This is a genomic window from Pseudomonas sp. PAMC 25886 (assembly GCF_000242655.1).
In the GTDB taxonomy this organism is placed as follows: domain Bacteria; phylum Pseudomonadota; class Gammaproteobacteria; order Pseudomonadales; family Pseudomonadaceae; genus Aquipseudomonas.
The window spans coordinates 97,481-118,829 of record NZ_AHHC01000043.1; the positions used below are offsets into that span (position 1 = coordinate 97,481).

29 protein-coding genes are annotated in these 21,349 nt (G+C 59.8%); 11 read left to right on the plus strand and 18 right to left on the minus strand.

The features are described from left to right. Positions 1 to 51: 51 nt before the first annotated feature. Positions 52 to 1,215 (plus strand): 1-acyl-sn-glycerol-3-phosphate acyltransferase, encoded by a 1,164-nt coding sequence (locus tag MUM_RS0113705; protein ID WP_029615884.1) that lies wholly within the window; start codon positions 52 to 54, stop codon positions 1,213 to 1,215. 30 nt (positions 1,216 to 1,245) lie between these two features. Here MUM_RS0113705 and MUM_RS0113710 read toward each other — a convergent pair whose 3' ends face one another. Next, the gene (locus tag MUM_RS0113710) at positions 1,246 to 1,503 is read right to left on the minus strand and encodes a hypothetical protein (RefSeq protein ID WP_010170543.1); all 258 of its coding nucleotides are present in this window, start codon (positions 1,501 to 1,503) and stop codon (positions 1,246 to 1,248) included. Between the two features lie 181 nt (positions 1,504 to 1,684). Here MUM_RS0113710 and MUM_RS0113715 point away from each other — a divergent pair, with 181 nt between their 5' ends. Then, on the plus strand, positions 1,685 to 1,894 hold the full coding sequence (locus MUM_RS0113715; RefSeq protein ID WP_008434269.1) for a hypothetical protein: 210 nt from the start codon (positions 1,685 to 1,687) through the stop codon (positions 1,892 to 1,894). A 57-nt stretch (positions 1,895 to 1,951) separates the two neighbouring features. On the opposite strand, the gene MUM_RS0113720 is transcribed toward MUM_RS0113715, so the two are convergent. Then, entirely contained in the window at positions 1,952 to 2,536 is a 585-nt protein-coding gene (locus tag MUM_RS0113720) for a YajG family lipoprotein (protein WP_010170546.1), read from the minus strand. A gap of 184 nt (positions 2,537 to 2,720) precedes the next feature. On the opposite strand from MUM_RS0113720, the gene MUM_RS0113725 reads away from it, so the two are divergent. Then, the gene (locus MUM_RS0113725; protein WP_010170548.1) at positions 2,721 to 2,954 is read left to right on the plus strand and encodes a hypothetical protein; all 234 of its coding nucleotides are present in this window, start codon (positions 2,721 to 2,723) and stop codon (positions 2,952 to 2,954) included. 8 nt (positions 2,955 to 2,962) lie between these two features. On the opposite strand, the gene MUM_RS1000000134145 is transcribed toward MUM_RS0113725, so the two are convergent. Then, complete coding sequence (locus MUM_RS1000000134145) at positions 2,963 to 3,283, minus strand: hypothetical protein (protein ID WP_141629498.1); 321 nt, start codon at positions 3,281 to 3,283, stop codon at positions 2,963 to 2,965. A gap of 397 nt (positions 3,284 to 3,680) precedes the next feature. Between MUM_RS1000000134145 and mqo the strand changes: the two genes are divergently transcribed. Continuing rightward, positions 3,681 to 5,189, plus strand: a complete 1,509-nt coding sequence (gene mqo, locus MUM_RS0113735) for a malate dehydrogenase (quinone) (protein WP_010170555.1) — start codon at positions 3,681 to 3,683, stop codon at positions 5,187 to 5,189. Positions 5,190 to 5,280: 91 nt separating this feature from the next. Here the strand turns inward: mqo and MUM_RS0113740 are convergent, their stop codons facing one another. The 4 genes from MUM_RS0113740 to MUM_RS0113755 form a co-directional block, all read right to left on the minus strand. Further along, on the minus strand, positions 5,281 to 5,568 hold the full coding sequence (locus MUM_RS0113740; protein ID WP_010170557.1) for a PA4642 family protein: 288 nt from the start codon (positions 5,566 to 5,568) through the stop codon (positions 5,281 to 5,283). A 208-nt stretch (positions 5,569 to 5,776) separates the two neighbouring features. After that, positions 5,777 to 6,262 carry a hypothetical protein gene (locus tag MUM_RS0113745; protein ID WP_010170559.1) on the minus strand — a complete coding sequence of 162 codons (486 nt, stop codon included), beginning with the start codon at positions 6,260 to 6,262 and terminating at the stop codon, positions 5,777 to 5,779. Positions 6,263 to 6,297: 35 nt separating this feature from the next. Then, entirely contained in the window at positions 6,298 to 6,765 is a 468-nt protein-coding gene (locus MUM_RS0113750) for a WbuC family cupin fold metalloprotein (RefSeq protein ID WP_010170560.1), read from the minus strand. A 3-nt stretch (positions 6,766 to 6,768) separates the two neighbouring features. Continuing rightward, positions 6,769 to 7,326, minus strand: a complete 558-nt coding sequence (locus tag MUM_RS0113755) for a hypoxanthine-guanine phosphoribosyltransferase (protein ID WP_003216150.1) — start codon at positions 7,324 to 7,326, stop codon at positions 6,769 to 6,771. A gap of 165 nt (positions 7,327 to 7,491) precedes the next feature. Here MUM_RS0113755 and upp point away from each other — a divergent pair, with 165 nt between their 5' ends. Both upp and MUM_RS0113765 read left to right on the plus strand, forming a co-directional pair. After that, positions 7,492 to 8,130, plus strand: a complete 639-nt coding sequence (gene upp / locus MUM_RS0113760) for a uracil phosphoribosyltransferase (RefSeq protein ID WP_003216149.1) — start codon at positions 7,492 to 7,494, stop codon at positions 8,128 to 8,130. 2 nt (positions 8,131 to 8,132) lie between these two features. After that, a complete protein-coding gene (locus tag MUM_RS0113765; RefSeq protein ID WP_010170563.1) occupies positions 8,133 to 9,407 on the plus strand; it encodes a uracil-xanthine permease family protein in 1,275 nt (424 codons plus the stop codon). Between the two features lie 137 nt (positions 9,408 to 9,544). On the opposite strand, the gene hisC is transcribed toward MUM_RS0113765, so the two are convergent. From hisC to MUM_RS1000000134155, 11 genes are all read right to left on the minus strand, one after another. Next, entirely contained in the window at positions 9,545 to 10,597 is a 1,053-nt protein-coding gene (hisC, locus tag MUM_RS0113770) for a histidinol-phosphate transaminase (protein WP_010170564.1), read from the minus strand. Positions 10,598 to 10,600: 3 nt separating this feature from the next. Next, positions 10,601 to 11,929, minus strand: coding sequence for a histidinol dehydrogenase (gene hisD, locus MUM_RS0113775; protein WP_010170565.1), 1,329 nt, complete (start codon positions 11,927 to 11,929; stop codon positions 10,601 to 10,603). 127 nt (positions 11,930 to 12,056) lie between these two features. After that, positions 12,057 to 12,692 carry an ATP phosphoribosyltransferase gene (gene hisG / locus MUM_RS0113780; protein WP_003188599.1) on the minus strand — a complete coding sequence of 212 codons (636 nt, stop codon included), beginning with the start codon at positions 12,690 to 12,692 and terminating at the stop codon, positions 12,057 to 12,059. 240 nt (positions 12,693 to 12,932) lie between these two features. Beyond that, positions 12,933 to 14,198 carry a UDP-N-acetylglucosamine 1-carboxyvinyltransferase gene (gene murA, locus MUM_RS0113785; protein WP_010170568.1) on the minus strand — a complete coding sequence of 422 codons (1,266 nt, stop codon included), beginning with the start codon at positions 14,196 to 14,198 and terminating at the stop codon, positions 12,933 to 12,935. Between the two features lie 23 nt (positions 14,199 to 14,221). Then, positions 14,222 to 14,461 (minus strand): BolA family protein, encoded by a 240-nt coding sequence (locus MUM_RS0113790; RefSeq protein WP_010170570.1) that lies wholly within the window; start codon positions 14,459 to 14,461, stop codon positions 14,222 to 14,224. 114 nt (positions 14,462 to 14,575) lie between these two features. Further along, positions 14,576 to 14,881: an STAS domain-containing protein gene (locus tag MUM_RS0113795; RefSeq protein ID WP_010170571.1), complete on the minus strand. Its 306-nt coding sequence runs from the start codon at positions 14,879 to 14,881 to the stop codon at positions 14,576 to 14,578. Next, positions 14,878 to 15,531, minus strand: coding sequence for an MlaC/ttg2D family ABC transporter substrate-binding protein (locus tag MUM_RS0113800; protein ID WP_010170573.1), 654 nt, complete (start codon positions 15,529 to 15,531; stop codon positions 14,878 to 14,880). Before MUM_RS0113800 ends, MUM_RS0113795 begins: the two co-directional genes overlap by 4 nt. A gap of 11 nt (positions 15,532 to 15,542) precedes the next feature. Then, on the minus strand, positions 15,543 to 16,010 hold the full coding sequence (mlaD, locus tag MUM_RS0113805; RefSeq protein ID WP_010170575.1) for an outer membrane lipid asymmetry maintenance protein MlaD: 468 nt from the start codon (positions 16,008 to 16,010) through the stop codon (positions 15,543 to 15,545). Beyond that, positions 16,010 to 16,807 (minus strand): lipid asymmetry maintenance ABC transporter permease subunit MlaE, encoded by a 798-nt coding sequence (mlaE, locus tag MUM_RS0113810; RefSeq protein WP_003216131.1) that lies wholly within the window; start codon positions 16,805 to 16,807, stop codon positions 16,010 to 16,012. Before mlaE ends, mlaD begins: the two co-directional genes overlap by 1 nt. Next, positions 16,807 to 17,616 (minus strand): ATP-binding cassette domain-containing protein, encoded by an 810-nt coding sequence (locus MUM_RS0113815; RefSeq protein ID WP_003216128.1) that lies wholly within the window; start codon positions 17,614 to 17,616, stop codon positions 16,807 to 16,809. The genes mlaE and MUM_RS0113815 overlap by 1 nt, the downstream gene beginning before the upstream one ends. A 24-nt stretch (positions 17,617 to 17,640) precedes the next feature. Further along, positions 17,641 to 17,862, minus strand: coding sequence for a hypothetical protein (locus MUM_RS1000000134155; protein ID WP_141629499.1), 222 nt, complete (start codon positions 17,860 to 17,862; stop codon positions 17,641 to 17,643). Between the two features lie 46 nt (positions 17,863 to 17,908). On the opposite strand from MUM_RS1000000134155, the gene MUM_RS0113820 reads away from it, so the two are divergent. From MUM_RS0113820 to lptB, 5 genes are read left to right on the plus strand one after another with little or no spacing between them, the layout of a single operon-like run. Then, on the plus strand, positions 17,909 to 18,883 hold the full coding sequence (locus MUM_RS0113820) for a KpsF/GutQ family sugar-phosphate isomerase (RefSeq protein ID WP_010170577.1): 975 nt from the start codon (positions 17,909 to 17,911) through the stop codon (positions 18,881 to 18,883). After that, positions 18,884 to 19,408 carry a KdsC family phosphatase gene (locus MUM_RS0113825; RefSeq protein WP_010170579.1) on the plus strand — a complete coding sequence of 175 codons (525 nt, stop codon included), beginning with the start codon at positions 18,884 to 18,886 and terminating at the stop codon, positions 19,406 to 19,408. It begins immediately after the preceding gene. An 8-nt stretch (positions 19,409 to 19,416) separates the two neighbouring features. Then, positions 19,417 to 19,989 carry an LPS export ABC transporter periplasmic protein LptC gene (gene lptC, locus MUM_RS0113830; RefSeq protein WP_010170581.1) on the plus strand — a complete coding sequence of 191 codons (573 nt, stop codon included), beginning with the start codon at positions 19,417 to 19,419 and terminating at the stop codon, positions 19,987 to 19,989. Then, entirely contained in the window at positions 19,976 to 20,548 is a 573-nt protein-coding gene (gene lptA / locus MUM_RS0113835; protein ID WP_010170582.1) for a lipopolysaccharide transport periplasmic protein LptA, read from the plus strand. Before lptC ends, lptA begins: the two co-directional genes overlap by 14 nt. Continuing rightward, positions 20,548 to 21,273, plus strand: a complete 726-nt coding sequence (lptB, locus tag MUM_RS0113840) for an LPS export ABC transporter ATP-binding protein (protein ID WP_003216119.1) — start codon at positions 20,548 to 20,550, stop codon at positions 21,271 to 21,273. The genes lptA and lptB overlap by 1 nt, the downstream gene beginning before the upstream one ends. Positions 21,274 to 21,349 lie beyond the last annotated feature (76 nt).

Consider the following 21,349-nt stretch of genomic DNA (forward strand, 5'->3'; position numbering starts at 1 on the left):
TTATTGTTCCAAACCTTTACTTACCCTAGCCGTTTCTAACAAGAGAGCATGATGGGCGAATTCGATACCATCCGACCTTACAACGACAGCGAAGTCCCGGCAGTGCTGGCCCGACTGTTCAGTGACAAGGCCTTTCTGGACATCCTGACCCACTTTCGCTTCCCGCGCTTTGCCGGCGCCTTCGGCTGGCTGCTCAAGCCGATGATCGCCCACAAGCTGCGCCGTGAGTTCGCCGGCGTCACCACCGTGGCCACGCTGCAGGACAAAGTCGAGTTTTACGTCGACCACACCATCGAGCGCGCGACCGACGGCGTGACGTACACCGGCGTGGAGCAGTTCAAGTCTGGCAGCGCCTACCTGTTCCTGGCCAACCACCGCGACATCGTGATGGACCCCGCCTTCGTCAACTACGCCGTGTACCACGCCGGCCTGCCGACGCCGCGTATCGCCATCGGCGACAACTTGCTGCAAAAACCGTTTGTCAGCGACCTGATGCGCCTGAACAAGAGTTTCATCGTGCACCGCTCGATCACCGGGCGCAAAGAGAAGATGGCCGCTTACCAGCTGCTGTCGGCCTACATCAACCATTCGATTCGCAACGACTGCCAGTCGATCTGGATCGCCCAGGCCGAAGGCCGCGCCAAGGATGGGGATGATCGCACCGAGTCGGCGATCCTCAAGATGTTTCACATGAGCCGCAAGGACGAGCCATTCGCCGAGGTCATCCAGTCACTGAACCTGACGCCGGTGTCCATCAGCTACGAATACGACCCGTGCGACGCAGCCAAGGCCCGCGAGTTGTACATCCGCGCCACCACCGGCACCTACAGCAAGGCACCGGGGGAAGATGACGTGAGCATTGCCCTGGGCATCACCGGCTACAAGGGCCGGGTGCACGTCAACTTCGCGCCGCCGATCACCGAGGCGTTCGAAGACACCAAGCTGCTGGCGATCGAGATGGACCGGCAGATCCTGGGCGGTTATCGGTTGTTCCCGGTGCATTACCTGGCGTACGCCCAATGGAGCGATGCCGACCCGCAATTGCAGGTACCAACCGCCGCCGAAGTGTTCCCGGCGGATGAGTTGGCCAAGGCAAAAGCGGAATGGGAGCGGCGGTTGAACGCATGCCCGGCCGAGCATCGGCCGTATCTGGTGCTGCAATATGCGACGCCGGTGAGGAATCAGTACCGGGTCAAGGCCGGGATTGCGCTCTAAAGACGATCACCTGTAGGTGCCAGCAGGCGCCTACAGGTGTTTGCTCAGCAAGGACACCAGCAACGCCAGCCCAAGACAGGCAAACCCCAACCGGTAGAACAGGCGATGGGTGCGCTGCGTCAGCACATCAAGCAGCAGCATTGGTTGATCAATGGCGCGCAGTGCGCTTTGCGCGTCAAGCCGGGCCATCGCGCGCTGTTCGTGCAGGCGTGTGACAAACAGCAACCAGGCTGCCGGGCAGGCCAGCAACAGGGCAAGGGAATTGAGCAGTAGTGCGGTCAGCGACATCGCAAACCTCGATGTATCAGTATCTTGGTATCAGTTCAGATACAAACCTGAATGATATGCGCCGCCTGCGCGTCATTGCTCCTTCCCCATTGACGGCTAATGTATCCAGTAATTTACAGCGTCACCTGAACGTCACCTTAACAAGCCACTCTGTTGCCCTTCGAAAGCCCGGGAGCTTGTCATGTTGCACGCGCAAAACCAGGATCGGCTGTATCTGATTGCCCCAAGCGATGAGCAGGAAGCACTGGTGGGCGGCCTCGCGTTCAATGTTCAGGACCGCCACTGGCTGGTGTATTGCGCCCTCGGCGGGCATCAGCATGCCGACCTGCCGGAGCTGGATTTGCTCACGGGTGTGAGTGTGCTGGACTTTTATGTCGAAACGGCTGCATGAAACCGACAGGCGAAAAAAAACCGGGCTCAGTGACGAGCCCGGTTTTTTTATGAACGCTTACTGCGAGCTGAGCAGCGAACCGATGCTCGGGTCCTTGAACAGGCGCGTCAGGGCATCGCTCAACACATCGCTGACCAGCTTGGTGTTGGTTTCCTGATTCGGCGCCATGCCGAAGCGCTGGTCCAGCGAAGCGCCATAACGGCCGCTGTAGCGACGGGTGCCGGCGGTTACGTCGGACTTGAAGGTCGCGCCGATGGTGGCTTCAGTCACGTACAGGCCTTCCTTGGGCGACTGATACTTCAGCTCGGCCAGGGTAATGGTCAGCTGAGGAGCACCGGGCGAGTTGGCCGGGGTGAAGCCCAGCAGGCGCACAGCCGCTTCGGCCTGGGCTTGCAGCTTGGGCAGCACGTCGGCACCGGTCACCGTGATGGCGCTGGTTTCCGGGTACAGGCCGCCACGGGTGCCGAGGGTCGGCGACGGACGCCCGTCAACCACACGCACCGACACCGGCTGGCCATGGCCGACAGGCGCCAACTGGGTGGTGATTTTCGGTTGCGGGCTGAGTTGTTGCGGGCTGTGGGCGCAGCCAACCAGGGTCAAACTGGTCACAGTGATCAAACCGAACAACAGGCGTTGCAACATACTCATTTCTCCAGGACTAGATGCAAACAGGGCGCCAGTATAACGGTGAGCGCTCGCCACTCACCAGAATTCCTGAACGGTGGCTGAACTGTCGGCGAAATTACAATTTTCACACAGAACCGTCACCTCAATGTCATGCCAGACTGCCAACCTTCGCAGCATGTAACGAACCGGGTACAAAACCATGCGCCGTCTCAAATCACTGTTCTTTTCCCACACCAGCCATCGCCACTTTGCCCTGCTCGATGCCCAAGGCTGCTGCCAGGCCTTCAAGCAGTGCAGCTTGCCGCCCGTCGGTGAAGGCTGGGTCGAAGTCGAAGAGACCCGCCTGAGCTGGATGCACCGCCCGCTGCCCGCCAGCGCCCGTGTCAGCCCACGGGTTTCGCAGCCACAGCCACGGCATGCGTTGGTCTCCTGACCAGATTGCTAATAAAAGTCATTAAACACGTCCATTTGCGCGCATTTCTTCGCTACAATCTCCCCCCGATTATAAGGACGTCTCCTGATCGGGCCTCGCAGCATCGCTAATGCGCTTGTATTAGCTCCCCGCACCGCCCACAGAGAGCCGCCCACACAGATCGAGTGAAGCTGGCGAGCTTGCTGTTTTCTCTGCAAACCATCGTCTTTACCCGAATCTGCCAGAGCTGCCATGCGCTCGGCCACTTGAGTTGTTTGCCCGTTTTGCCGCTTGCCGGCAGTGATTTCGGGCCAGGTGCCAGGCTGGGGCAGCCCTTTTTTGAGGTTCACGTCTTCAAAAGAGCGTGAAAAAAACGGGTTTTCACAACTTCACAAGAGTGTGGCGAGCAAATGAATAGTTTTGCGTTTGTACAAGCACCATCAGCGTCTGGAACAGCCCCACCACACAGGACCGAGCACTCCTCAAGAACCGGAGCTTGAAGCCTGTCCGCTACGGATTTGGTTGCACGACCGGACGAACTTGACCATAAGTCGAATTGCCACAGGTGCCCTTAAATGCGTTCATACGCAGATCAGGCCCGGCCGGCAGCGTCCGCTTGCGATTAATTGCGAAGAATCGGACATGGCGATCCTGGCCATGGGTAACCTGGGGCATCACGTGAACCGCCCCGTCACTCCTGGCAGCCATGCCGTCAATTTGGTGCTGCAGATTTTGGAGACGCGTTAAATGGCGCATAACGAAGCAGTCGACGTAGTACTGGTAGGTGCGGGCATCATGAGTGCCACCCTCGCCGTACTGCTCAAAGAGCTCGACCCCGGCCTCAAGCTGGAAGTCGTTGAGCTGATGGACTCGGGTGCCGCGGAAAGTTCCAACCCGTGGAACAACGCCGGTACCGGCCATGCCGGGCTGTGTGAGCTGAACTACACACCCGAGGCCGCCGACGGCTCCATCGACATCAAGAAAGCCGTGCACATCAACACCCAATTCGAGGTGTCGAAGCAGTTCTGGGCCTACTTGACCAAGAAAGGCACCTTTGGGTCGTCCAAGTCCTTTATCAGCCCCGTGCCGCACCTGAGCTTCGTGCAGGGCGAGAAAGGCGTGTCGTTCCTCAAGAAGCGCTTTGAAACCCTCAGCCAGCACCACGCGTTCTCGGACATGCACTACACCGAAGACCGCAGCGAAATGGCCGAGTGGATGCCGCTGATGATGCCCGGCCGCCCGCTGGACGAAAAAATCGCAGCCACCCGCGTGATGAATGGCACCGACGTCAATTTCGGTGCCCTGACCAACCAGTTGCTCTCACACCTGACCAGCGCGCCGGATGCACAGGTCAAGTACAGCAAGCGCGTCACCGGCCTCAAGCGCAACGGCGCCGGCTGGACCGTGAGCATCAAGGACGTCAACAGCGGTAACTCCCGTGATGTGGACGCCAAGTTCGTGTTCCTCGGCGCCGGCGGCGCGGCCCTCCCGCTGCTGCAGGCCTCGGGCATCGAAGAAAGCAAAGGCTTCGGCGGCTTCCCGGTCAGCGGCCAGTGGCTGCGTTGCGACAACCCGGAAGTGGTCAAGCACCACCAGGCCAAGGTCTACAGCCAGGCGGCCGTGGGTTCGCCACCGATGTCGGTGCCGCACCTCGACACCCGCGTGGTGGATGGCAAGAAGTCCCTGTTGTTCGGGCCCTATGCCGGCTTCACCACCAAGTTCCTCAAGCACGGTTCGTTCCTCGACCTGCCCCTGTCGATTCGTGCCGGCAACATCGGCCCGATGCTGGCCGTGGCCCGGGACAACATGGACCTGACCAAGTACCTGGTCAGTGAAGTGCGCCAGTCCATGGAGCAGCGCCTGGAATCCCTGCGCCGCTTCTACCCTGAAGCGAAAGCCGAAGACTGGCGCCTGGAAGTGGCCGGCCAACGGGTGCAGATCATCAAGAAAGACCCGAAGAAAGGCGGCGTGCTGCAATTCGGCACCGAACTGGTTGCGGCCAAGGACGGTTCGTTGGCCGCCCTGCTGGGCGCATCTCCGGGTGCTTCGGTGACGGTGTCGATCATGCTGGAACTGATCGAACGCTGCTTCCCGACGAAAGCGGCCGGTGAGTGGGCAGCCAAGCTGCACGAGATCTTCCCGGCTCGGGAAAAGGTCCTGGAGACCGATGCGCAGCTGTATCGCAAGATCAACACGCAGAACAACATCAGCCTGGAACTGGTTGAGCAGAGCAGCGAGACCGAAAGCTACGCTTGAGCGTCGTGACGCAGAGCGTCAGTGGATGCATTCCCACGCAGAGCGTGGGAACGAAAAACGCCCCGATGGGGCGTTTTTTTGTCCGTAGCAATCAGCCGCGGGCTTGTTCGATCAGCTCGATGTACTCGGCGGCGTTGCGCTGGTCCTTGATCACGTCAACAAACGTCAGGCCATGCTCATCCTTGCCATCGAGGTCCAGGCCGGCTTCCTTGAAAAAAACCAGGAAACGCTCGAAATCATCGATGCGCAGGCCACGGTAAGCCTTGATCAGTTTGTGCAGGGACGGCGAAGTGGCGTCTACCGGCTCGAAATCCAGGAACAGCTTGATTTGCTCGTCGCCGATTTCATCACCAATCAGCTGTTTCTTATCTTTACGCATTACCGACTCCAGCCTGCAGACATTTACACGGGAAAAGCAGTTTACCTGCGGCACAGCGGCTTCGAAAGCTACGCGAGCCAATGTGGGCGCTGGCTTGCCTGCGATAGCGATGCATCAGTAGCAGATGGGCCAACTGACCCACCGCTATCGCAGGCAAGCCAGCTCCCACATTGACTGTATTTACACGGCCGAATCCGCGTCGGCTGGATTATTTGGCGCGAACGGCCCCGGTGTGCAAATCAGCCCAGATATGGCCATTGGCGTAAGTGAGGAATTGCACGTAGACCGTGTCATTGCGCAACAGGTCGACAATCACCCGGTACTGGGTCATCGGGTACGACAAGGTGAGGGTTTTGCTTTTATCGTCGAACACCGGCTTTTTCAGGCTTTTGCTTTCGGCGTCGAAGTTGAGGATCACCTGGGCGATGGTCGCGCCCTTGTTCAAGGATTTGCCCTTGAGGCGGATCATCAACGGCGAGGTCACCGGAATCGGCTGCTGGGTGGATTGGCGCTGGTTCCCCACCACCACCGAATAGTCGGTGACTTGCAGCAATTGCTGCTGGTCCGCCGCTTCGGCCCGCAGATTAAGGTCGTCAGGAGGAAGGAATTGGCTGTGCAACGGCGCAGGAGCGGCCGCCAGGGGCAAACTGAAGGTCAGCGCCAGGGCGGCGCAAGTGCGAATCAAAAAGCTCATGGGCCGCTCCGTGAAAGATGGCCCAGCACTTTAGCTCAATCGAACTGGGCAAGCATCCAGCGCTGATACTCAGCCACTTCGGCATCACCTTCGCGGGGCGCCCAACTCGCCAGCTCGCCCTCGCTCACCGGCCGATAAGGCCCGGCCTTGCACTCGAACATAATGGTATCGGGCTCCAACACCACCAGGCCGTGAAACACGCCCGGCGGTAAATCGACGCCCGGGCACTCACCGCCGGCCTGCATCACGCGCTTGACCAACACCTCGCCAGTCTCGCTGAAGATCAGCAGGCCCAGGCAGCCTTTGAGGACCAGCAGGGTTTCCGCCTTATCGGCACTCAAATGGCGATGCGGCGGCACATAGGTGTTGGGCTGCATGCCAACCGCCATGCGATGGCACGGTTCTTCCATCTGGTGAAAGTTATGGTGATGCCGTCCACGAGGGCTGTTAGCCGCTTTCTCGGCCAGTTCCGTGAACAGCGTTTGATCAAGAAAGCTGGCCATTGATTACATTCCTTTAACCGCATAGATGCCGTTGGCGTTGCGCCAGTAGCCTTTGTAGTCCATGCCGTAACCGAAGATGTAACGGTCGATGCACGGCAGGCCCACGTAATCGGCTTTCAGGTCCGGGCGGGCCTTGCGGTCGTGGTCCTTGTCGATCAGTACGGCGGTGTGCACTTTGCGCGCGCCGGCGTGTTTGCAGAAGTCGATGATGGCGCCCAGGGTGTGCCCTTCGTCGAGGATGTCATCGATGATCAGCACGTCGCGGTCAATGAACGAGACTTCCGGCTTGGCTTTCCAGAACAGGTCGCCGCCGCTGGTTTCGTTGCGATAGCGGGTGGCGTGCAGGTAGGACGCTTCCAGCGGGAATTGCAGATGGGTGAGCAATTTACCGGCGAAAATCAGGCCACCGTTCATCACGCAAAAGACCACCGGGTTGGTGTCGGCCATTTCGCGGGAGATGTGCGCGCCGACCTTGGCGATGGCCTCTTCGACTTGCGCTTCGGTGTACAGGCAGTCAGCCTCGCGCATGATTTGACGGATATGCTCGAGATCAGCGGACATGGCGCTCTCCAAGGGGGTGCTGTGGCAAGAAAAGCGGGCAAAGGTACGCATGTGAGGCGCAACGTTCAAGCCTTAATGGACTAACGTACTAGATGTCTATAGGACAACACCCTCGGATAGATTAATCTAGGCCGGTTTTTTTGCCCGCCGCCGGAGCCTTTCCCCATGCCCATCCGTGAGATCCGCCATCCGCTGATCCGACATAAACTCGGCCTTATGCGCCGCGCCGACATTAGCACGAAGAACTTCCGTGAGCTTGCTCAGGAAGTCGGAGCGCTGCTCACCTACGAGGCGACCAAAGACCTGCCCCTGGAAAACTACGAGATCGCCGGTTGGTGTGGTCCCGTCCAGGTCGAGAAAATCGCCGGCAAGAAGATTACCGTGGTGCCGATCCTGCGCGCCGGTATCGGCATGCTCGAAGGCGTACTCAGCCTGATCCCGGGCGCCAAGGTCAGCGCCGTGGGCGTGGCCCGCAATGAAGAGACGCTGCAGGCCCACACCTACCTGGAAAAACTGGTCCCGGAAATCGACGAACGCCTGGCGATGATCATCGACCCGATGCTCGCCACCGGCAGTTCCATGGTTGCCACCATCGACCTGCTGAAAAAAGCCGGTTGCAAGGACATCCGCGCCATGGTGCTGGTGGCCGCTCCCGAAGGCATCGCCGCCGTCGAGAAAGCCCACCCGGACGTGCTGATCTACACCGCGTCCATCGATGAACGCCTGAACGAACACGGCTACATCATCCCGGGCCTGGGCGATGCCGGCGACAAGATCTTCGGTACCAAGCAGAAGGACGCGTGACCATGCAGGATGAATTCAACGACCCGCTTTGGCGCCAGATCCTGTCTGGCGCACAGATGCTCTTTGTAGCATTTGGCGCGCTGGTGTTGATGCCGCTGATCACCGGTCTCGATCCAAACGTCGCCCTGTTTACCGCAGGCTTGGGCACCTTGTTGTTCCAAGTGGTCACCGGGCGCCAAGTGCCGGTGTTCCTGGCGTCGAGCTTTGCGTTTATCACCCCGATCATTCTCGCCAAAGGCCAATTCGGCCTCGCGGCGACCATGGGCGGCGTGATGGCGGCCGGTTTCGTTTACACCTTCCTGGGCCTGGCTGTGAAGATCAAGGGCACCGGTTTCATCGACCGGCTGCTGCCGCCGGTGGTGATCGGGCCGGTGATCATTTCCATCGGCCTGGCCATGGCGCCGATTGCCGCCAACATGGCAATGGGCAAGGCGGGTGACGGTAGCGAGTTGATCCACTACCAAACCGCCATGCTGATCTCGATGCCGGCGCTGCTGACCACATTGATTGTCGCGGTGTTCGGCAAAGGCATTTTCCGCCTGGTGCCGATCATCTCCGGTGTGTTGGTGGGTTTCGCCATGTCGTTCTACTTCGGTGTCGTCGACACCGCGAAGATCGCTGCCGCACCGTGGTTCGCCCTGCCCCACTTCACCGCGCCGGAATTCAACTGGCAGGCGATCCTGTTTATCGTCCCGGTGGCCCTGGCCCCGGCGATCGAACACATCGGCGGCGTCATTGCCGTGGGCAGCGTGACCGGTCGCGACTACCTGAAAAAGCCTGGCCTGCACCGCACGCTGTTGGGTGATGGTATCGCCACCACCGCTGCCGGCCTGTTCGGCGGCCCGCCCAACACGACCTACGCGGAAGTGACGGGCGCGGTGATGCTGACCAAGAACTACAACCCGAAGATCATGACCTGGGCGGCAGTGTTTGCCATCAGCCTGGCGTTTATCGGCAAGTTCGGCGCGCTGCTGCAAAGCATTCCAGTCCCGGTGATGGGCGGTATTTTGTGCCTGCTGTTCGGTTCGATTGCCGCAGTGGGGATGAACACGCTGATCCGTCACAAGATCGACCTCGGCGAAGCGCGCAACCTGGTGATTGTGTCGGTGACCCTGGTGTTCGGGATTGGCGGTGTGCTGGTAGGTACCGGCACCGGCCCGGATGACTTTGGCCTGAAGGGCATTGCCCTGTGTGCGGTGGTAGCGATTGCGTTGAATCTGTTGCTGCCGGGCAATGACGGCTGGAAGAACAAGAAGCCGGATGAGCCGTTGCTGTAAGGCTTTAGCTTTTTGGTGTTGCTGATGGCCTCATCGCGGGCAAGCCCGGCTCCCACATTGGAATGCATTGTCAGAAAGAATGCAGTCCCCTGTGGGAGCCGGGCTTGCCCGCGATGGCGCCGGTTCAGTCAATAAAGTTACAGCTCACCCAACGCATCAATCAGCGCCTGATTCTGCTCTGGCGTGCCGATGCTGATCCGCAGGAACTGGGCAATCCGCTCCTGCTTGAAGTGCCGCACAATCACCCCTTGCTCCCGCACCTTGGCTGCCAGCCCGGCGGCGTCGTGCCGTGGGTGACGGGCAAAGATGAAGTTGGCTGCAGACGGCAGCACCTCAAAGCCTTTGGCCTGCAACTGCGCCACCAGCTTTTCACGGCTGTCGATCACTAACTGGCAGGTCTTCTGGAAGTGCTCACGGTCTTCAAACGCAGCGGCCGCGCCGACAATCGCCAAACGATCCAGCGGATAGGAGTTGAAGCTGTTCTTGACCCGCTCCAGCGCCTCGATCAGGTCCGGATGGCCCACGGCCAGGCCCACCCGCAAACCGGCCAGGGAGCGCGACTTGGAGAGGGTTTGGGTCACCAGCAGGTTCGGGTAACGGTCCACCAGGCTGATGGCGGTCTCGCCGCCGAAGTCGATATAGGCTTCATCGACCACCACCACCGAATCCGGGCTGGCCTTGAGGATCTGCTCCACGGCGTCCAGCGCCATCAAACAGCCGGTGGGCGCGTTCGGGTTCGGGAAGATGATCCCGCCGTTGGGCCGGGCATAGTCCGACACGCGGATCTGGAACTGTTCATCCAGCGGCACCGCGTCGAACGCAATGCGGTACAGGCCGCAGTACACCGGGTAGAAGCTGTAGCTGATGTCCGGGAACAGCAGCGGCAAGTCGTGCTGGAACAAACCGTGGAAGATGTGCGCCAGGACTTCGTCGGAACCGTTGCCGAGGAACACCTTGCCCGCGTCGATCCCGTAATACTTCGCCACTGCCTGCTTGAGCAGGTCGCTGTTGGGGTCCGGGTACAAACGCAGGTTGTCGTTCAGCTCGGCCTGCATGGCGGCCAGCGCCTTGGGCGATGGGCCGTAGGGGTTTTCGTTGGTGTTCAACTTGACCAGCTTGGTCAGCTTCGGTTGCTCACCGGGCACGTAAGGAACGAGATCCTTGACGAGCGGGCTCCAGAATTTGCTCATGTTTCAGTTCCCCTGCGGCTTATCGTCAACGATGCGGTATTCGGCACTGCGGGCGTGGGCAGTCAGCGACTCGCCACGGGCCAGCACGGAAGCGGTCTTGCCCAACTCCGACGCGCCCTGGGGCGAGCAGAAGATGATCGACGAACGCTTCTGGAAGTCATACACACCCAGCGGCGAAGAGAATCGCGCGGTGCCCGACGTCGGCAACACGTGGTTGGGACCTGCGCAGTAGTCGCCCAGGGCTTCGCTGGTGTGGCGGCCCATGAAGATCGCACCGGCGTGACGAATCAGCGGCAGCCAGGCTTGCGGGTCGGCGACGGACAACTCAAGGTGTTCCGGGGCAATGCGGTTGGCCACTTCGATGGCTTGTTCCATGTCGCGCACCTGGATCAGGGCACCACGGCCGTTGATCGACTTCTCGATAATCTCGGCGCGTTCCATGGTCGGCAGCAGTTTGGCGATGCTGGCGGCGACCTTGTCGAGGAATTCGGCGTCCGGGCTGACCAGGATCGCCTGGGCGTCTTCGTCGTGCTCGGCCTGGGAGAACAGGTCCATGGCGATCCAGTCCGGGTCGGTCTGGCCGTCACACACTACGAGGATTTCCGAAGGGCCGGCGATCATGTCGATGCCGACCTGGCCAAACACGTGGCGCTTGGCGGTGGCCACGTAGATGTTGCCAGGGCCCACCACCTTGTCGACCTTCGGCACGCTTTCGGTGCCATAGGCCAGGGCCGCTACCGCTTGGGCGCCGCCGATGGTGAACACGCGATCGACGCCAGCAATGCAGGCGGCGGCCAGCACCAGTTCGTTGATTTCGCCACGCGGGGTCGGCACCACCATGACCACTTCGGTCACACCGGCCACTTTGGCCGGAATCGCGTTCATCAATACCGAAGACGGATACGACGCTTTACCGCCCGGCACGTACAGGCCGGCGCGGTCCAGCGGCGTGACCTTCTGGCCCAGCACGGTGCCGTCGGCCTCGGTGTAGCTCCAGGAGTCCTGTTTCTGTTTCTCGTGGTAGCTGCGCACCCGCGCGGCCGCCACTTCCAGGGCTTCGCGCTGGGGCGCGGTGATGCGGGTCAGGGCCAGTTCCAGGCGTTCGCGAGGCAGGATCAGGTCGGCCATGGAGGCGACGTCCAGGCCATCGAACTGCCGGGTGAAATCCACCAGCGCCGCGTCACCGCGCTCGCGCACGGCCTTGATGATGTCGAGCACCCGCTGGTTGACCGAATCGTCGGACACGCTTTCCCAGCTCAGCAGATGATCCAGATGATGGGCGAAATCCGGGTCGGCAGCGTTGAGTCGGGCAATTGCAGTGGACGTGGTCATAGCGAGGGCCTCAATAGAATTGGCAAAAACTCAGGCGCCCTAAACTAGCAGTCGTTTCCGCTTGGGCACCTGAGAATTCTGGCTATGAGGCGGATAGACGGGCGCGGCTTAGGGCCGCGCGGGTGAGTCAACCGCGGTGTCGAGACTCCACTGCCTTGCGCAGGGTGTCGATCAACGCCTGGATACGGGCGTGCTGCATTTTCATCGAAGCTTTGTTGACGATCAGGCGGGAGCTGATGTCGGCGATAAAGTCCTGGGGCTCCAGGCCGTTGGCGCGCAGGGTGTTGCCGGTGTCGACCACGTCGATGATCTTGTCGGCCAGGCCGATCAGTGGTGCCAGTTCCATCGAGCCGTAAAGCTTGATGATGTCGACCTGGCGGCCTTGCTCGGCGTAGTAACGCTTGGCAACGTTGACGAACTTGGTTGCCACCCGCAGGCGGCCCTTAGGCTCGACGTCACCCACACGGCCGGCGGTCATCAGCTTGCACAGCGCAATACGCAGGTCCAGCGGCTCGTACAGGCCCTGGCCGCCGTATTCCATCAACACGTCTTTACCCGCCACGCCCAGGTCGGCCGCGCCATGCTCAACGTAGGTTGGCACGTCGGTGGCCCGCACGATCAGCAGGCGAACGTCGTCCTGGGTCGTGGGGATGATCAGCTTGCGGCTCTTGTCCGGATTCTCGGTCGGCACGATGCCCGCTTCAGCCAGAAGCGGCAAAGTGTCGTCAAGGATGCGGCCCTTGGACAGTGCGATGGTCAACATGGGAAACGTCAGTCCTTCATCAGGCTATTGCTGTCCGGTCGCAATCGGCGCCAGACACAGATCGAGGCCATTACAGCCTCGATTTGAAACAAACCATTTAACAACAAACACCTTCCTGTGGCGAGGGAGCTTGCTCCCGCTGGACTGCGCAGCAGTCCCGGTCTTAAGGAGCAGGGCCGCTTCGCGCCCCAGCGGGAGCAAGCTCCCTCGCCACAGTGACGGTGTTTGCAGTTACGGGTATTAGCCCGGTACGCGGCGGATTTTCGCGCCGAGCATCTGCAGTTTCTCTTCGATGCACTCGTAACCACGGTCTATGTGGTAAATGCGGTCGATCAGGGTGTCGCCGTCAGCGCACAGCGCCGAGATCACCAGGCTGGCCGAGGCACGCAGGTCGGTGGCCATCACTGGCGCGCCCTTGAGCTTCTCGATGCCGGTCACGATGGCAGTGTTGCCTTCGACCTGGATCTTGGCGCCCATGCGGTGCAGTTCATACACGTGCATGAAGCGGTTTTCGAAGATGGTCTCGATCACGGCACCAGTGCCTTCGGCAATCGCGTTCAGGGAAATGAACTGCGCTTGCATGTCGGTCGGAAACGCCGGGTATGGAGCGGTACGCACGTTGACGGCTTTTGGCCGCTTGCCGTGCATGTTCAGCTCGATCCAGTCTTCACCGGTGGTGATTTCAGCGCCGGCTTCCTTGAGTTTTTCCAGGACGGCTTCAAGGATGGTCGGATCGGTGTCCTTGACCTTGACGCGGCCACCGGTGACGGCAGCAGCCACCAGGTAGGTACCGGTCTCGATGCGGTCCGGCATCACTTTGTAGGTGGCCGAGTGCAGGCGCTTAACACCTTCAATGGTAATGGTGTCGGTGCCGGCGCCAGTGATGTTGGCACCCATGGCGATCAGGAAGTTCGCCAGGTCGACTACTTCCGGCTCGCGCGCGGCGTTCTGCAGCACGCTGCGGCCGTTGGCCAGGGCAGCGGCCATCATGATGTTCTCGGTACCGGTCACGCTGACGGTATCGAAGAAGAAGTTCGCGCCACGCAGGCCGCCTTCCGGCGCCTTGGCCTTGATGTAGCCGCCTTCGACGTCGATGGTTGCGCCCATGGCTTCAAGGCCACGGATGTGCAGGTCAACCGGACGCGAACCAATGGCGCAACCGCCAGGCAGTGCGACTTCGGCTTCGCCGAAACGGGCAACCATCGGGCCCAGTACCAGGATCGAGGCGCGCATGGTTTTCACCAGTTCATACGGCGCGATCAGGGTCTTGATGGTACGCGGGTCGATTTCGACGCTGAGTTTCTCGTCGATCACCGGCTCAATGCCCATGCGACCGAACAGTTCGATCATGGTGGTGATGTCGTGCAGGTGCGGCAGGTTGGCCACGGTAACCGGGCCATCGCACAGCAAGGTCGCTGCCAGGATCGGCAGGGCGGAGTTCTTCGCCCCGGAAATGCGGATCTCGCCATCAAGACGAGCACCGCCGGTAATAATCAATTTATCCATAAGAATCTCGACGCCTTGGGGGCTCAGGTGCGCTCGGCCCAGGCCGCGCGGCTGAAAAATTTCATAGTGACCGCATGGATGCTGCCATCGGTGATCCACGGGTTCAAATGGGCATAGATCTGCTGTTGACGCTTGACCGGGCTCAACGCCGCCAGTTCATCGCTAATCACGTTCAGCTGGAAATTGCAGCCTTCGCCCTCAACTTCAACATTAGTTTGGGGCAGCTTTCCTTCAAGGAAGCTTTTAACTTCTAGGGCCTGCATGATCAACCTCTATGGGCGCCCAGTGCGCGCGGGTCGCACATCATACAAAAAAGCCCCGCGCCTGCGAACCCCGCATAGCAGGACTCTGACGGGGGGCTTCTTTAATAATGTGTATTAAGGATGCGCCAACAGCTCGGTCAGACCGGAAACCTCAGCGATTTCACGCATGTCTTCGGGCAATGCACGGATGCTTACCGGCTTTTTGACGGCCTGCGCATCACGCATGAAACACAGCAGCAACGACAAGCCGACGCTGCTGGATTTCACCACCGCCGAGCAATCCAGCACCAGCGCGGACGCCGTGCTGGCATTGATCAGCGCTTGCCCCTGCTTGCGCAGGGCTGGCCCGGTGCTGTAATCCAGCACGCCGCTGAGCAGCAGCTCACCGGACTCGCCAAGGCGAATGGCCGACTCGGTCATTGGGCAGGCTTCCCGGCAGCTTTGTCGGTTTCTTCCTTGGCCTTGGCCACTTCGCCGGCCCAACCATTGATGGTCTTGTCCAGGTCATTGCCATTGCGCTGCATTGCATCCGCAAACTGGTCACGGAACAGCTTGCCGATGTTGATGCCGTTGATGATCACGTTACGCAGTTTCCACTCGCCGTTGACCTTCTCCAGCGTGTACTGCACCGGGTACACCGCGCCATTGTTGCCCTTGACGCTCATGTTGACGCTGGTGCGATCACCCGACTCGTCACCGGCCGGAGCGACAGTAATACCCTGGTTGTTGTATTCGAGCAGGGCATTGCCGTAGAACTGGAACAAGCCCTTCTTGAAGTTTTCCTGGAACGTCTGCATCTGCGCAGGGGTCGCCTTGCGCGAGTACTTGACGGTCATGATGCTGCGGGAAATACCTTCAGCATCGACAACAGGGCCCACGATGGTGTTGAGCGCGTTGTAGAACTGACTTGGATCCTGCTTGTACTTTTCCTTGTTGGCCGACAGGTCAGCCAACATTTTGTTGGTAGTGTCCTGCACCAGGTCATGTGCGGAACCGCCAGCAGCGGCGTTAGCCATCAACGGCAGTGCCGCGAGCAGTACCAACAGGCCACGTCGCAAAGTAGAGATCATGAACACATTCCTCATTTGGCGTCTTTATTGACGGTATTGAGCAGGAATTTACCGATCAAGTCCTCCAGCACCAACGACGACTGTGTGTCATGAATGGTCGAGCCATCCTTGAGCAGGGCTGTTTCCCCGCCCACGCTGATACCGATGTACTTCTCGCCCAGCAGGCCAGCGGTGAGGATAGACGCAGTGGAGTCAGTCGGCAGGTTATCCACCTTCTTGTCCACCTGCATGGTCACACGGCCGGTGAAGCTGTCGCGGTCCAGATCGATCGCCGTGACCTTGCCGATGGTTACACCGGCCATGGTCACTTTAGCTCTGACAGTCAAACCGGCGATATTGTCGAAGTAGGCGTAAAGTTTATAAGTATCGGCGGTGGGGCTGGCCGATAGGCCGCTGACTCGCAGGGCGAGCAACAGTAAAGCCAGGATGCCAGCCAGCAAGAAAAGGCCGACACCGATTTCCACAGTGCGGTTTTGCATCAGAAATCTCCAAACATCAAGGCGGTCAAAATGAAGTCAAGGCCCAGTACCGCCAGCGAGGCGTACACAACGGTCTTGGTGGTGGCGCGACTGATCCCTTCAGACGTGGGCTCACAGTCATAGCCTTGGAATACGGCGATCCAGGTCACTACAAAGGCGAAAACAATACTTTTAATGATGCCATTGAGCACGTCACCACTGAAGGTCACGCTGTTCTGCATGTTGCCCCAGTAGGAGCCGTCGTAGACCCCCAGCCAGTCAACCGCCACCCACGAACCGCCCCAGATCCCCACCACGCTGAACACCATCGCCAGCAGTGGAAGAGAGATGAAGCCAGCCCACAGGCGCGGGGCAACAATGTACTTGAGCGGATCGACACCGATCATTTCCAGGCTGGACAGCTGCTCGGTGGCCTTCATGTTGCCGATTTCGGCCGTCAGCGCAGAACCGGCGCGCCCGGCAAATAGCAACGCAGTCACCACCGGGCCCAGTTCACGCAACAGGGTCAAGGCAACCATCTGCCCCACCGCCTGCTCGGAACCGTAGCTGGACAGGATATTGAAGCCCTGCAGCGCCAGCACCATGCCGATGAACACCCCGGAAACCACGATGATCACCAGGGACATCACGCCCACGGAATGCAGCTGCTTGATCAACAGGCCAAAGCCGCCGCCAATACCGCCGCGGCCGAGCAACGCATGAAACAGGAAAATCGTCGAACGGCCCAGGACGCCGATGATATCGATGCCGGAGCGGCCGAAAAGGCGAACCTTTTCGAGTAAAGATGTCTTGCGCATCAACGCTTCCCCAGAAGATCTGAGCGGTAGTCCGCTGCCGGAAAGTGAAAAGGCACCGGGCCATCGGGATCGCCGGTCATGAATTGGCGAATGCGCGGGTTATCTGCGTTCATCAGCTCTTCAGGCGTGCCCTGCCCCAGCACCTGGCCATCGCCCACTACATAGAGGTAGTCGGCAATGCTCGCGGTCTCGGCCAGGTCGTGGGAGACCACGATACTGGTGATACCCAGCGCATCATTGAGCAGGCGGATCAGGCGCACCAGGACCCCCATGGCAATCGGGTCCTGGCCAACGAATGGTTCGTCGTACATGAGAATCTGCGGGTCGAGGGCGATGGCACGCGCCAGGGCCACGCGACGCTTCATACCACCGGACAGTTCGTCGGGCATCAGGTCGATGGCACCGCGCAGTCCTACGGCCTGCAGTTTCAGTAACACAATGTCACGAATCATTTCATCGGACAGCTGTGTATGCACCCGCAGCGGGAACGCCACGTTTTCGAAAACGTCGAGGTCGGTAAACAGCGCACCGCTCTGGAACAGCACGCCCATATGCTTGCGGGCATCGAACAGGTCGCTGCGCGAAAGGGTCGGCAGGTTCTGGCCATTCACCCAGACTTCACCGGCGGAGGGGCGCAATTGCATGCCCATCAGGCGCAGCAGCGTCGTCTTGCCGCAGCCGGAAGGCCCCATGATGCCCGTGACTTTGCCACGGGGAATGCGAATATCCACATTATTGAAGATGCTGCGCGTACCGCGCTTGAAGGAAAGGCCCTTCAGCTCGACCGCGTAGGCGTTATCGGCACTCATCTAAACTCCTTGGGATGCAGCCTTTCACTCAGACACCTTATTTTCGACAAATGCTTGCGCCGAATAGACATAAAGGCTGTGCGGACCGAACTGGCGGCGAACTATATCACTGCTGGTACAGCGCCCCCAAGGCCGGAACAGAGCTTGTTCAGAAACAGGACAGGTAAAAAATCCTTGCTGAGGATCAATCTCAACCACAGGGCTGATGAATAAAGCCTGACGAACTTGCGTGAGGGAATTGATCATTACCGCTATAATCGCCGACTTTTCGTCAGGCTATACGATTTCAGACATGAGCCAATCCAGCGACCTTATTCAATCCGCACAACGCACCATCCGCCTCGAGCTTGAAGCCGTAGAAGGTTTACTGGCCCATATCGACGCGGATTTCGTACGCGCATGCGAGATGATTCTGGCCAGCAAGGGCCGCGTAGTCGTGGTCGGCATGGGCAAATCCGGGCATGTCGGCAACAAGATCGCCGCCACCCTGGCAAGCACCGGGACCACCGCGTTCTTCGTGCACCCGGCCGAAGCCAGCCACGGAGACATGGGCATGATCACGCGGGATGACATCATCCTGGCGCTGTCCAACTCCGGCACCACCAACGAAATCGTGACCCTGCTGCCGCTGATCAAGCGCCTGGGCATCCAGCTGATCAGCGTGACCGGCAACCCGGACTCGACGCTGGCCAAAGCCGCCGAAGTGAATTTGAACGTGCACGTTGCCGAAGAGGCCTGCCCACTGAACCTGGCACCCACCTCCTCCACCACTGCCGCCCTGGTCATGGGCGATGCACTGGCCGTGGCATTGCTGGAAGCTCGCGGGTTTACCGCCGAAGACTTCGCGTTCTCCCATCCGGGTGGCGCCCTGGGCCGTCGCCTGCTGCTGAAAGTGGAAAACGTGATGCACGCCGGCGACGAGTTGCCACAAGTGGCGCGCGGCACCTTGCTTAAGGACGCCTTGATGGAAATGACCCTCAAGCGACTCGGCATGACCGTGATCCTGGAGCCCGACGGGCGCCTGGCCGGGGTTTTCACCGACGGTGACCTGCGCCGCACCCTGGACCGCAACCTCGACATCCAGACCGCAACCATCGACGAAGTCATGACGCCTCACGGCAAGACCGCCCGCCCCGACATGCTCGCAGCCGAAGCGCTGAAGATCATGGAAGACCATAAAATCCTGGCGCTGGTGGTGGTCGACGGCGACGACCGCCCGGTTGGCGCCCTGAACATGCACGACTTGCTGCGTGCAGGAGTGATGTAAATGACCACCGATCTGTTGCAACGGGGCAAGAACATCAAGCTGGCGATTTTCGACGTCGACGGCGTACTGACGGATGGCCGCCTGTACTTCCTGGAAGACGGCAGCGAGTTCAAGACGTTCAACACCCTCGACGGCCAGGGCATCAAGATGCTGATGGCCGCGGGCGTGCAAACCGGCATCATCAGCGGTCGCAAGACCCCGGTTGTGGAACGCCGCGCACAAAACCTGGGGATTCCTCACCTGTATCAGGGCCGCGAGGATAAACTGGTGGTTCTGGACGAGCTTCTTGGCCAACTCAACCTAAGCTATGAACAGGTCGCCTACCTTGGTGACGATTTACCCGACCTGCCGGTGATTCGCCGGGTCGGCCTGGGCATGGCCGTGGCCAATGCGGCGGCGTTCGTTCGCGAACACGCCCATGGTGTGACCACCGCCCGCGGCGGCGAAGGCGCCGCCCGCGAGTTCTGCGAATTGATTCTGCGCGCCCAAGGCAGCCTTGAAGCGGCTCACGCCGCCTACCTATAGAGCGTTTTATGCTGAGTAAAAAGATTCGCAATTTTCTGATATTTGCCATCATCGCCGCCGTGTTTCTCGCGGTCGGCTACTGGAATATCAGCCCGGAGCGCTTCCTCGACAAGCCTGTTGCGCAGGTCGACGAGAGCGCTATCGACTATTACGCCATCAACGCCCACAGCATCCAGTACCTGCCCGATGGCAAGGTTCAGTATGAAATGACCTCCGACAAGGTCGAACACTTGAAGGCATCCGAGGTCACTTTGCTGACCAAGCCGGACATGAACCTGTATCGCGGCGCCGAATTCCCGTGGCACGTCACCAGTGAGCGTGGCGAAGTCAACCCGGACGGCACCCAGGTGGAATTGATTGACTCGGTGCGTGTAGCCCGTACCGACGCCAAGGACCGCGACACCATTATTACCAGCAGTCGCATGACCGTATTCCCACAGAAGCAATATGCGCAGACCGAGCAAGACGTTAGAATCGACGGCGCTGGCGGTGTATCGACTGGCAAGGGAATGAAAGCGTATTTGAAAGAAAGCAGGATACACCTGCTATCGAACGTAAGAGGACAGTATGAGGCTCGTTAAAACCCTCCCTATTTTGCTCGGCCTGGGCGCAGCACTGGGAAGCGTGAGCGCCTGGGCTCTGCCGAACGATAGCCAGCAACCGATCCACATTCAGGCCGATGATGCGCAACTGGATGACAAGAAAGGTATTGCGACCTACACCGGCGACGTCATCATCACTCAAGGCTCGATGAAAGTGACGGGTAATACCGTGACACTGACTCGCACCCCGGCAGGCGATATCGACGTGGTCACTTCGGTCGGCAACCTGGCGTATTTCGAACAGCTGCAAAAAGTGGGCGACCCGACGCCGGTCAAAGGCTACGGCAAGACGATCCAGTACCACGCGCAGCAAAATCGCATCGTGCTGATCGATCAGGCCAGGGTCATCAATGACGGCAACACCACTGACGGCGAAAAAATCGTCTATGACACGGTGAAGCAGATTGCCCAGGCCGGTCGTGCCACCGGTACGAAGATCGGCACGCCGAAGCCGCGCATCGATATGGTTATCCAGCCGAAGCAGAAAGCCGACGCCGCCCAGCCGACGCCGAAAACCGACGCGAAGAAGGCGAATTAATGGCAACCCTGAAAGCCCAGCATCTGGCCAAGGCCTATAAAAGCCGTCAGGTCGTGCGCGACGTCAGCCTGTCGATCGACAGCGGCCAGATCGTCGGCTTGCTCGGCCCCAACGGTGCCGGCAAGACCACCTGTTTCTACATGATTGTCGGCCTGGTTCAGGCCGATCAAGGCCGCGTGCTGATCGACGACCTGGACGTCAGCCACCAGCCGATGCACGGTCGTGCACAGGCGGGTATCGGCTATCTTCCCCAGGAAGCGTCGATCTTCCGCAAACTGTCGGTTTCCGACAACATCATGGCGATCCTCGAGACCCGCAAGGAACTCGACCGCGCCGGGCGCAAGAAAGAGCTGGAAAGCCTGTTGCAGGAATTCCACATCAACCACATTCGCGACAACCTCGGCATGAGCCTTTCCGGCGGCGAGCGTCGTCGCGTGGAAATCGCCCGTGCCCTGGCCACTGCGCCGAAGTTCATCCTGCTGGACGAACCTTTCGCCGGTGTCGACCCGATCTCCGTCGGCGACATCAAGCAGATCATCCATCACCTCAAGGCCAAGGGCATCGGTGTGTTGATCACCGACCACAACGTCCGTGAGACCCTCGATATCTGCGAAACCGCCTACATCGTCAACGATGGACAGCTGATTGCCGAAGGTGACTCTGCCACTATCCTGGCCAACGAACTGGTCAAGGAAGTGTATCTGGGTCACGAGTTCCGCCTGTAAACACGGTGGTATCAGGCCATTCGCCATGGAGCGCGGGAGTCAATAAAAACCTCAGTATTTTTATTGTTACCGCGCT

Excerpts from the sequence above, each read along its gene's own strand:
- MUM_RS0113740 (WP_010170557.1), bottom strand. The coding sequence starts at position 5,568 with ATGCGTAAAGATAAGAAACAGCTGATTGGTGATGAAATCGGCGACGAG.
- lptB (WP_003216119.1), top strand. The coding sequence starts at position 20,548 with ATGGCAACCCTGAAAGCCCAGCATCTGGCCAAGGCCTATAAAAGCCGT.
- MUM_RS0113820 (WP_010170577.1), top strand. The coding sequence starts at position 17,909 with ATGAGCCAATCCAGCGACCTTATTCAATCCGCACAACGCACCATCCGC.
- MUM_RS0113710 (WP_010170543.1), bottom strand. The coding sequence starts at position 1,503 with ATGTCGCTGACCGCACTACTGCTCAATTCCCTTGCCCTGTTGCTGGCC.
- MUM_RS0113720 (WP_010170546.1), bottom strand. The coding sequence starts at position 2,536 with ATGTTGCAACGCCTGTTGTTCGGTTTGATCACTGTGACCAGTTTGACC.
- MUM_RS0113745 (WP_010170559.1), bottom strand. The coding sequence starts at position 6,262 with ATGAGCTTTTTGATTCGCACTTGCGCCGCCCTGGCGCTGACCTTCAGT.
- MUM_RS0113725 (WP_010170548.1), top strand. The coding sequence starts at position 2,721 with ATGCGCCGTCTCAAATCACTGTTCTTTTCCCACACCAGCCATCGCCAC.
- MUM_RS0113825 (WP_010170579.1), top strand. The coding sequence starts at position 18,884 with ATGACCACCGATCTGTTGCAACGGGGCAAGAACATCAAGCTGGCGATT.
- hisG (WP_003188599.1), bottom strand. The coding sequence starts at position 12,692 with ATGTTGACCATCGCACTGTCCAAGGGCCGCATCCTTGACGACACTTTG.
- hisC (WP_010170564.1), bottom strand. The coding sequence starts at position 10,597 with ATGAGCAAATTCTGGAGCCCGCTCGTCAAGGATCTCGTTCCTTACGTG.
- MUM_RS0113790 (WP_010170570.1), bottom strand. The coding sequence starts at position 14,461 with ATGCAGGCCCTAGAAGTTAAAAGCTTCCTTGAAGGAAAGCTGCCCCAA.
- hisD (WP_010170565.1), bottom strand. The coding sequence starts at position 11,929 with ATGACCACGTCCACTGCAATTGCCCGACTCAACGCTGCCGACCCGGAT.
- MUM_RS0113750 (WP_010170560.1), bottom strand. The coding sequence starts at position 6,765 with ATGGCCAGCTTTCTTGATCAAACGCTGTTCACGGAACTGGCCGAGAAA.
- lptC (WP_010170581.1), top strand. The coding sequence starts at position 19,417 with ATGCTGAGTAAAAAGATTCGCAATTTTCTGATATTTGCCATCATCGCC.
- MUM_RS0113815 (WP_003216128.1), bottom strand. The coding sequence starts at position 17,616 with ATGAGTGCCGATAACGCCTACGCGGTCGAGCTGAAGGGCCTTTCCTTC.
- MUM_RS0113715 (WP_008434269.1), top strand. The coding sequence starts at position 1,685 with ATGTTGCACGCGCAAAACCAGGATCGGCTGTATCTGATTGCCCCAAGC.
- MUM_RS0113755 (WP_003216150.1), bottom strand. The coding sequence starts at position 7,326 with ATGTCCGCTGATCTCGAGCATATCCGTCAAATCATGCGCGAGGCTGAC.
- MUM_RS1000000134155 (WP_141629499.1), bottom strand. The coding sequence starts at position 17,862 with ATGATCAATTCCCTCACGCAAGTTCGTCAGGCTTTATTCATCAGCCCT.
- MUM_RS0113795 (WP_010170571.1), bottom strand. The coding sequence starts at position 14,881 with ATGACCGAGTCGGCCATTCGCCTTGGCGAGTCCGGTGAGCTGCTGCTC.
- mlaE (WP_003216131.1), bottom strand. The coding sequence starts at position 16,807 with ATGCGCAAGACATCTTTACTCGAAAAGGTTCGCCTTTTCGGCCGCTCC.
- lptA (WP_010170582.1), top strand. The coding sequence starts at position 19,976 with ATGAGGCTCGTTAAAACCCTCCCTATTTTGCTCGGCCTGGGCGCAGCA.
- MUM_RS0113765 (WP_010170563.1), top strand. The coding sequence starts at position 8,133 with ATGCAGGATGAATTCAACGACCCGCTTTGGCGCCAGATCCTGTCTGGC.
- mlaD (WP_010170575.1), bottom strand. The coding sequence starts at position 16,010 with ATGCAAAACCGCACTGTGGAAATCGGTGTCGGCCTTTTCTTGCTGGCT.
- upp (WP_003216149.1), top strand. The coding sequence starts at position 7,492 with ATGCCCATCCGTGAGATCCGCCATCCGCTGATCCGACATAAACTCGGC.
- mqo (WP_010170555.1), top strand. The coding sequence starts at position 3,681 with ATGGCGCATAACGAAGCAGTCGACGTAGTACTGGTAGGTGCGGGCATC.
- murA (WP_010170568.1), bottom strand. The coding sequence starts at position 14,198 with ATGGATAAATTGATTATTACCGGCGGTGCTCGTCTTGATGGCGAGATC.
- MUM_RS0113705 (WP_029615884.1), top strand. The coding sequence starts at position 52 with ATGGGCGAATTCGATACCATCCGACCTTACAACGACAGCGAAGTCCCG.
- MUM_RS0113800 (WP_010170573.1), bottom strand. The coding sequence starts at position 15,531 with ATGATCTCTACTTTGCGACGTGGCCTGTTGGTACTGCTCGCGGCACTG.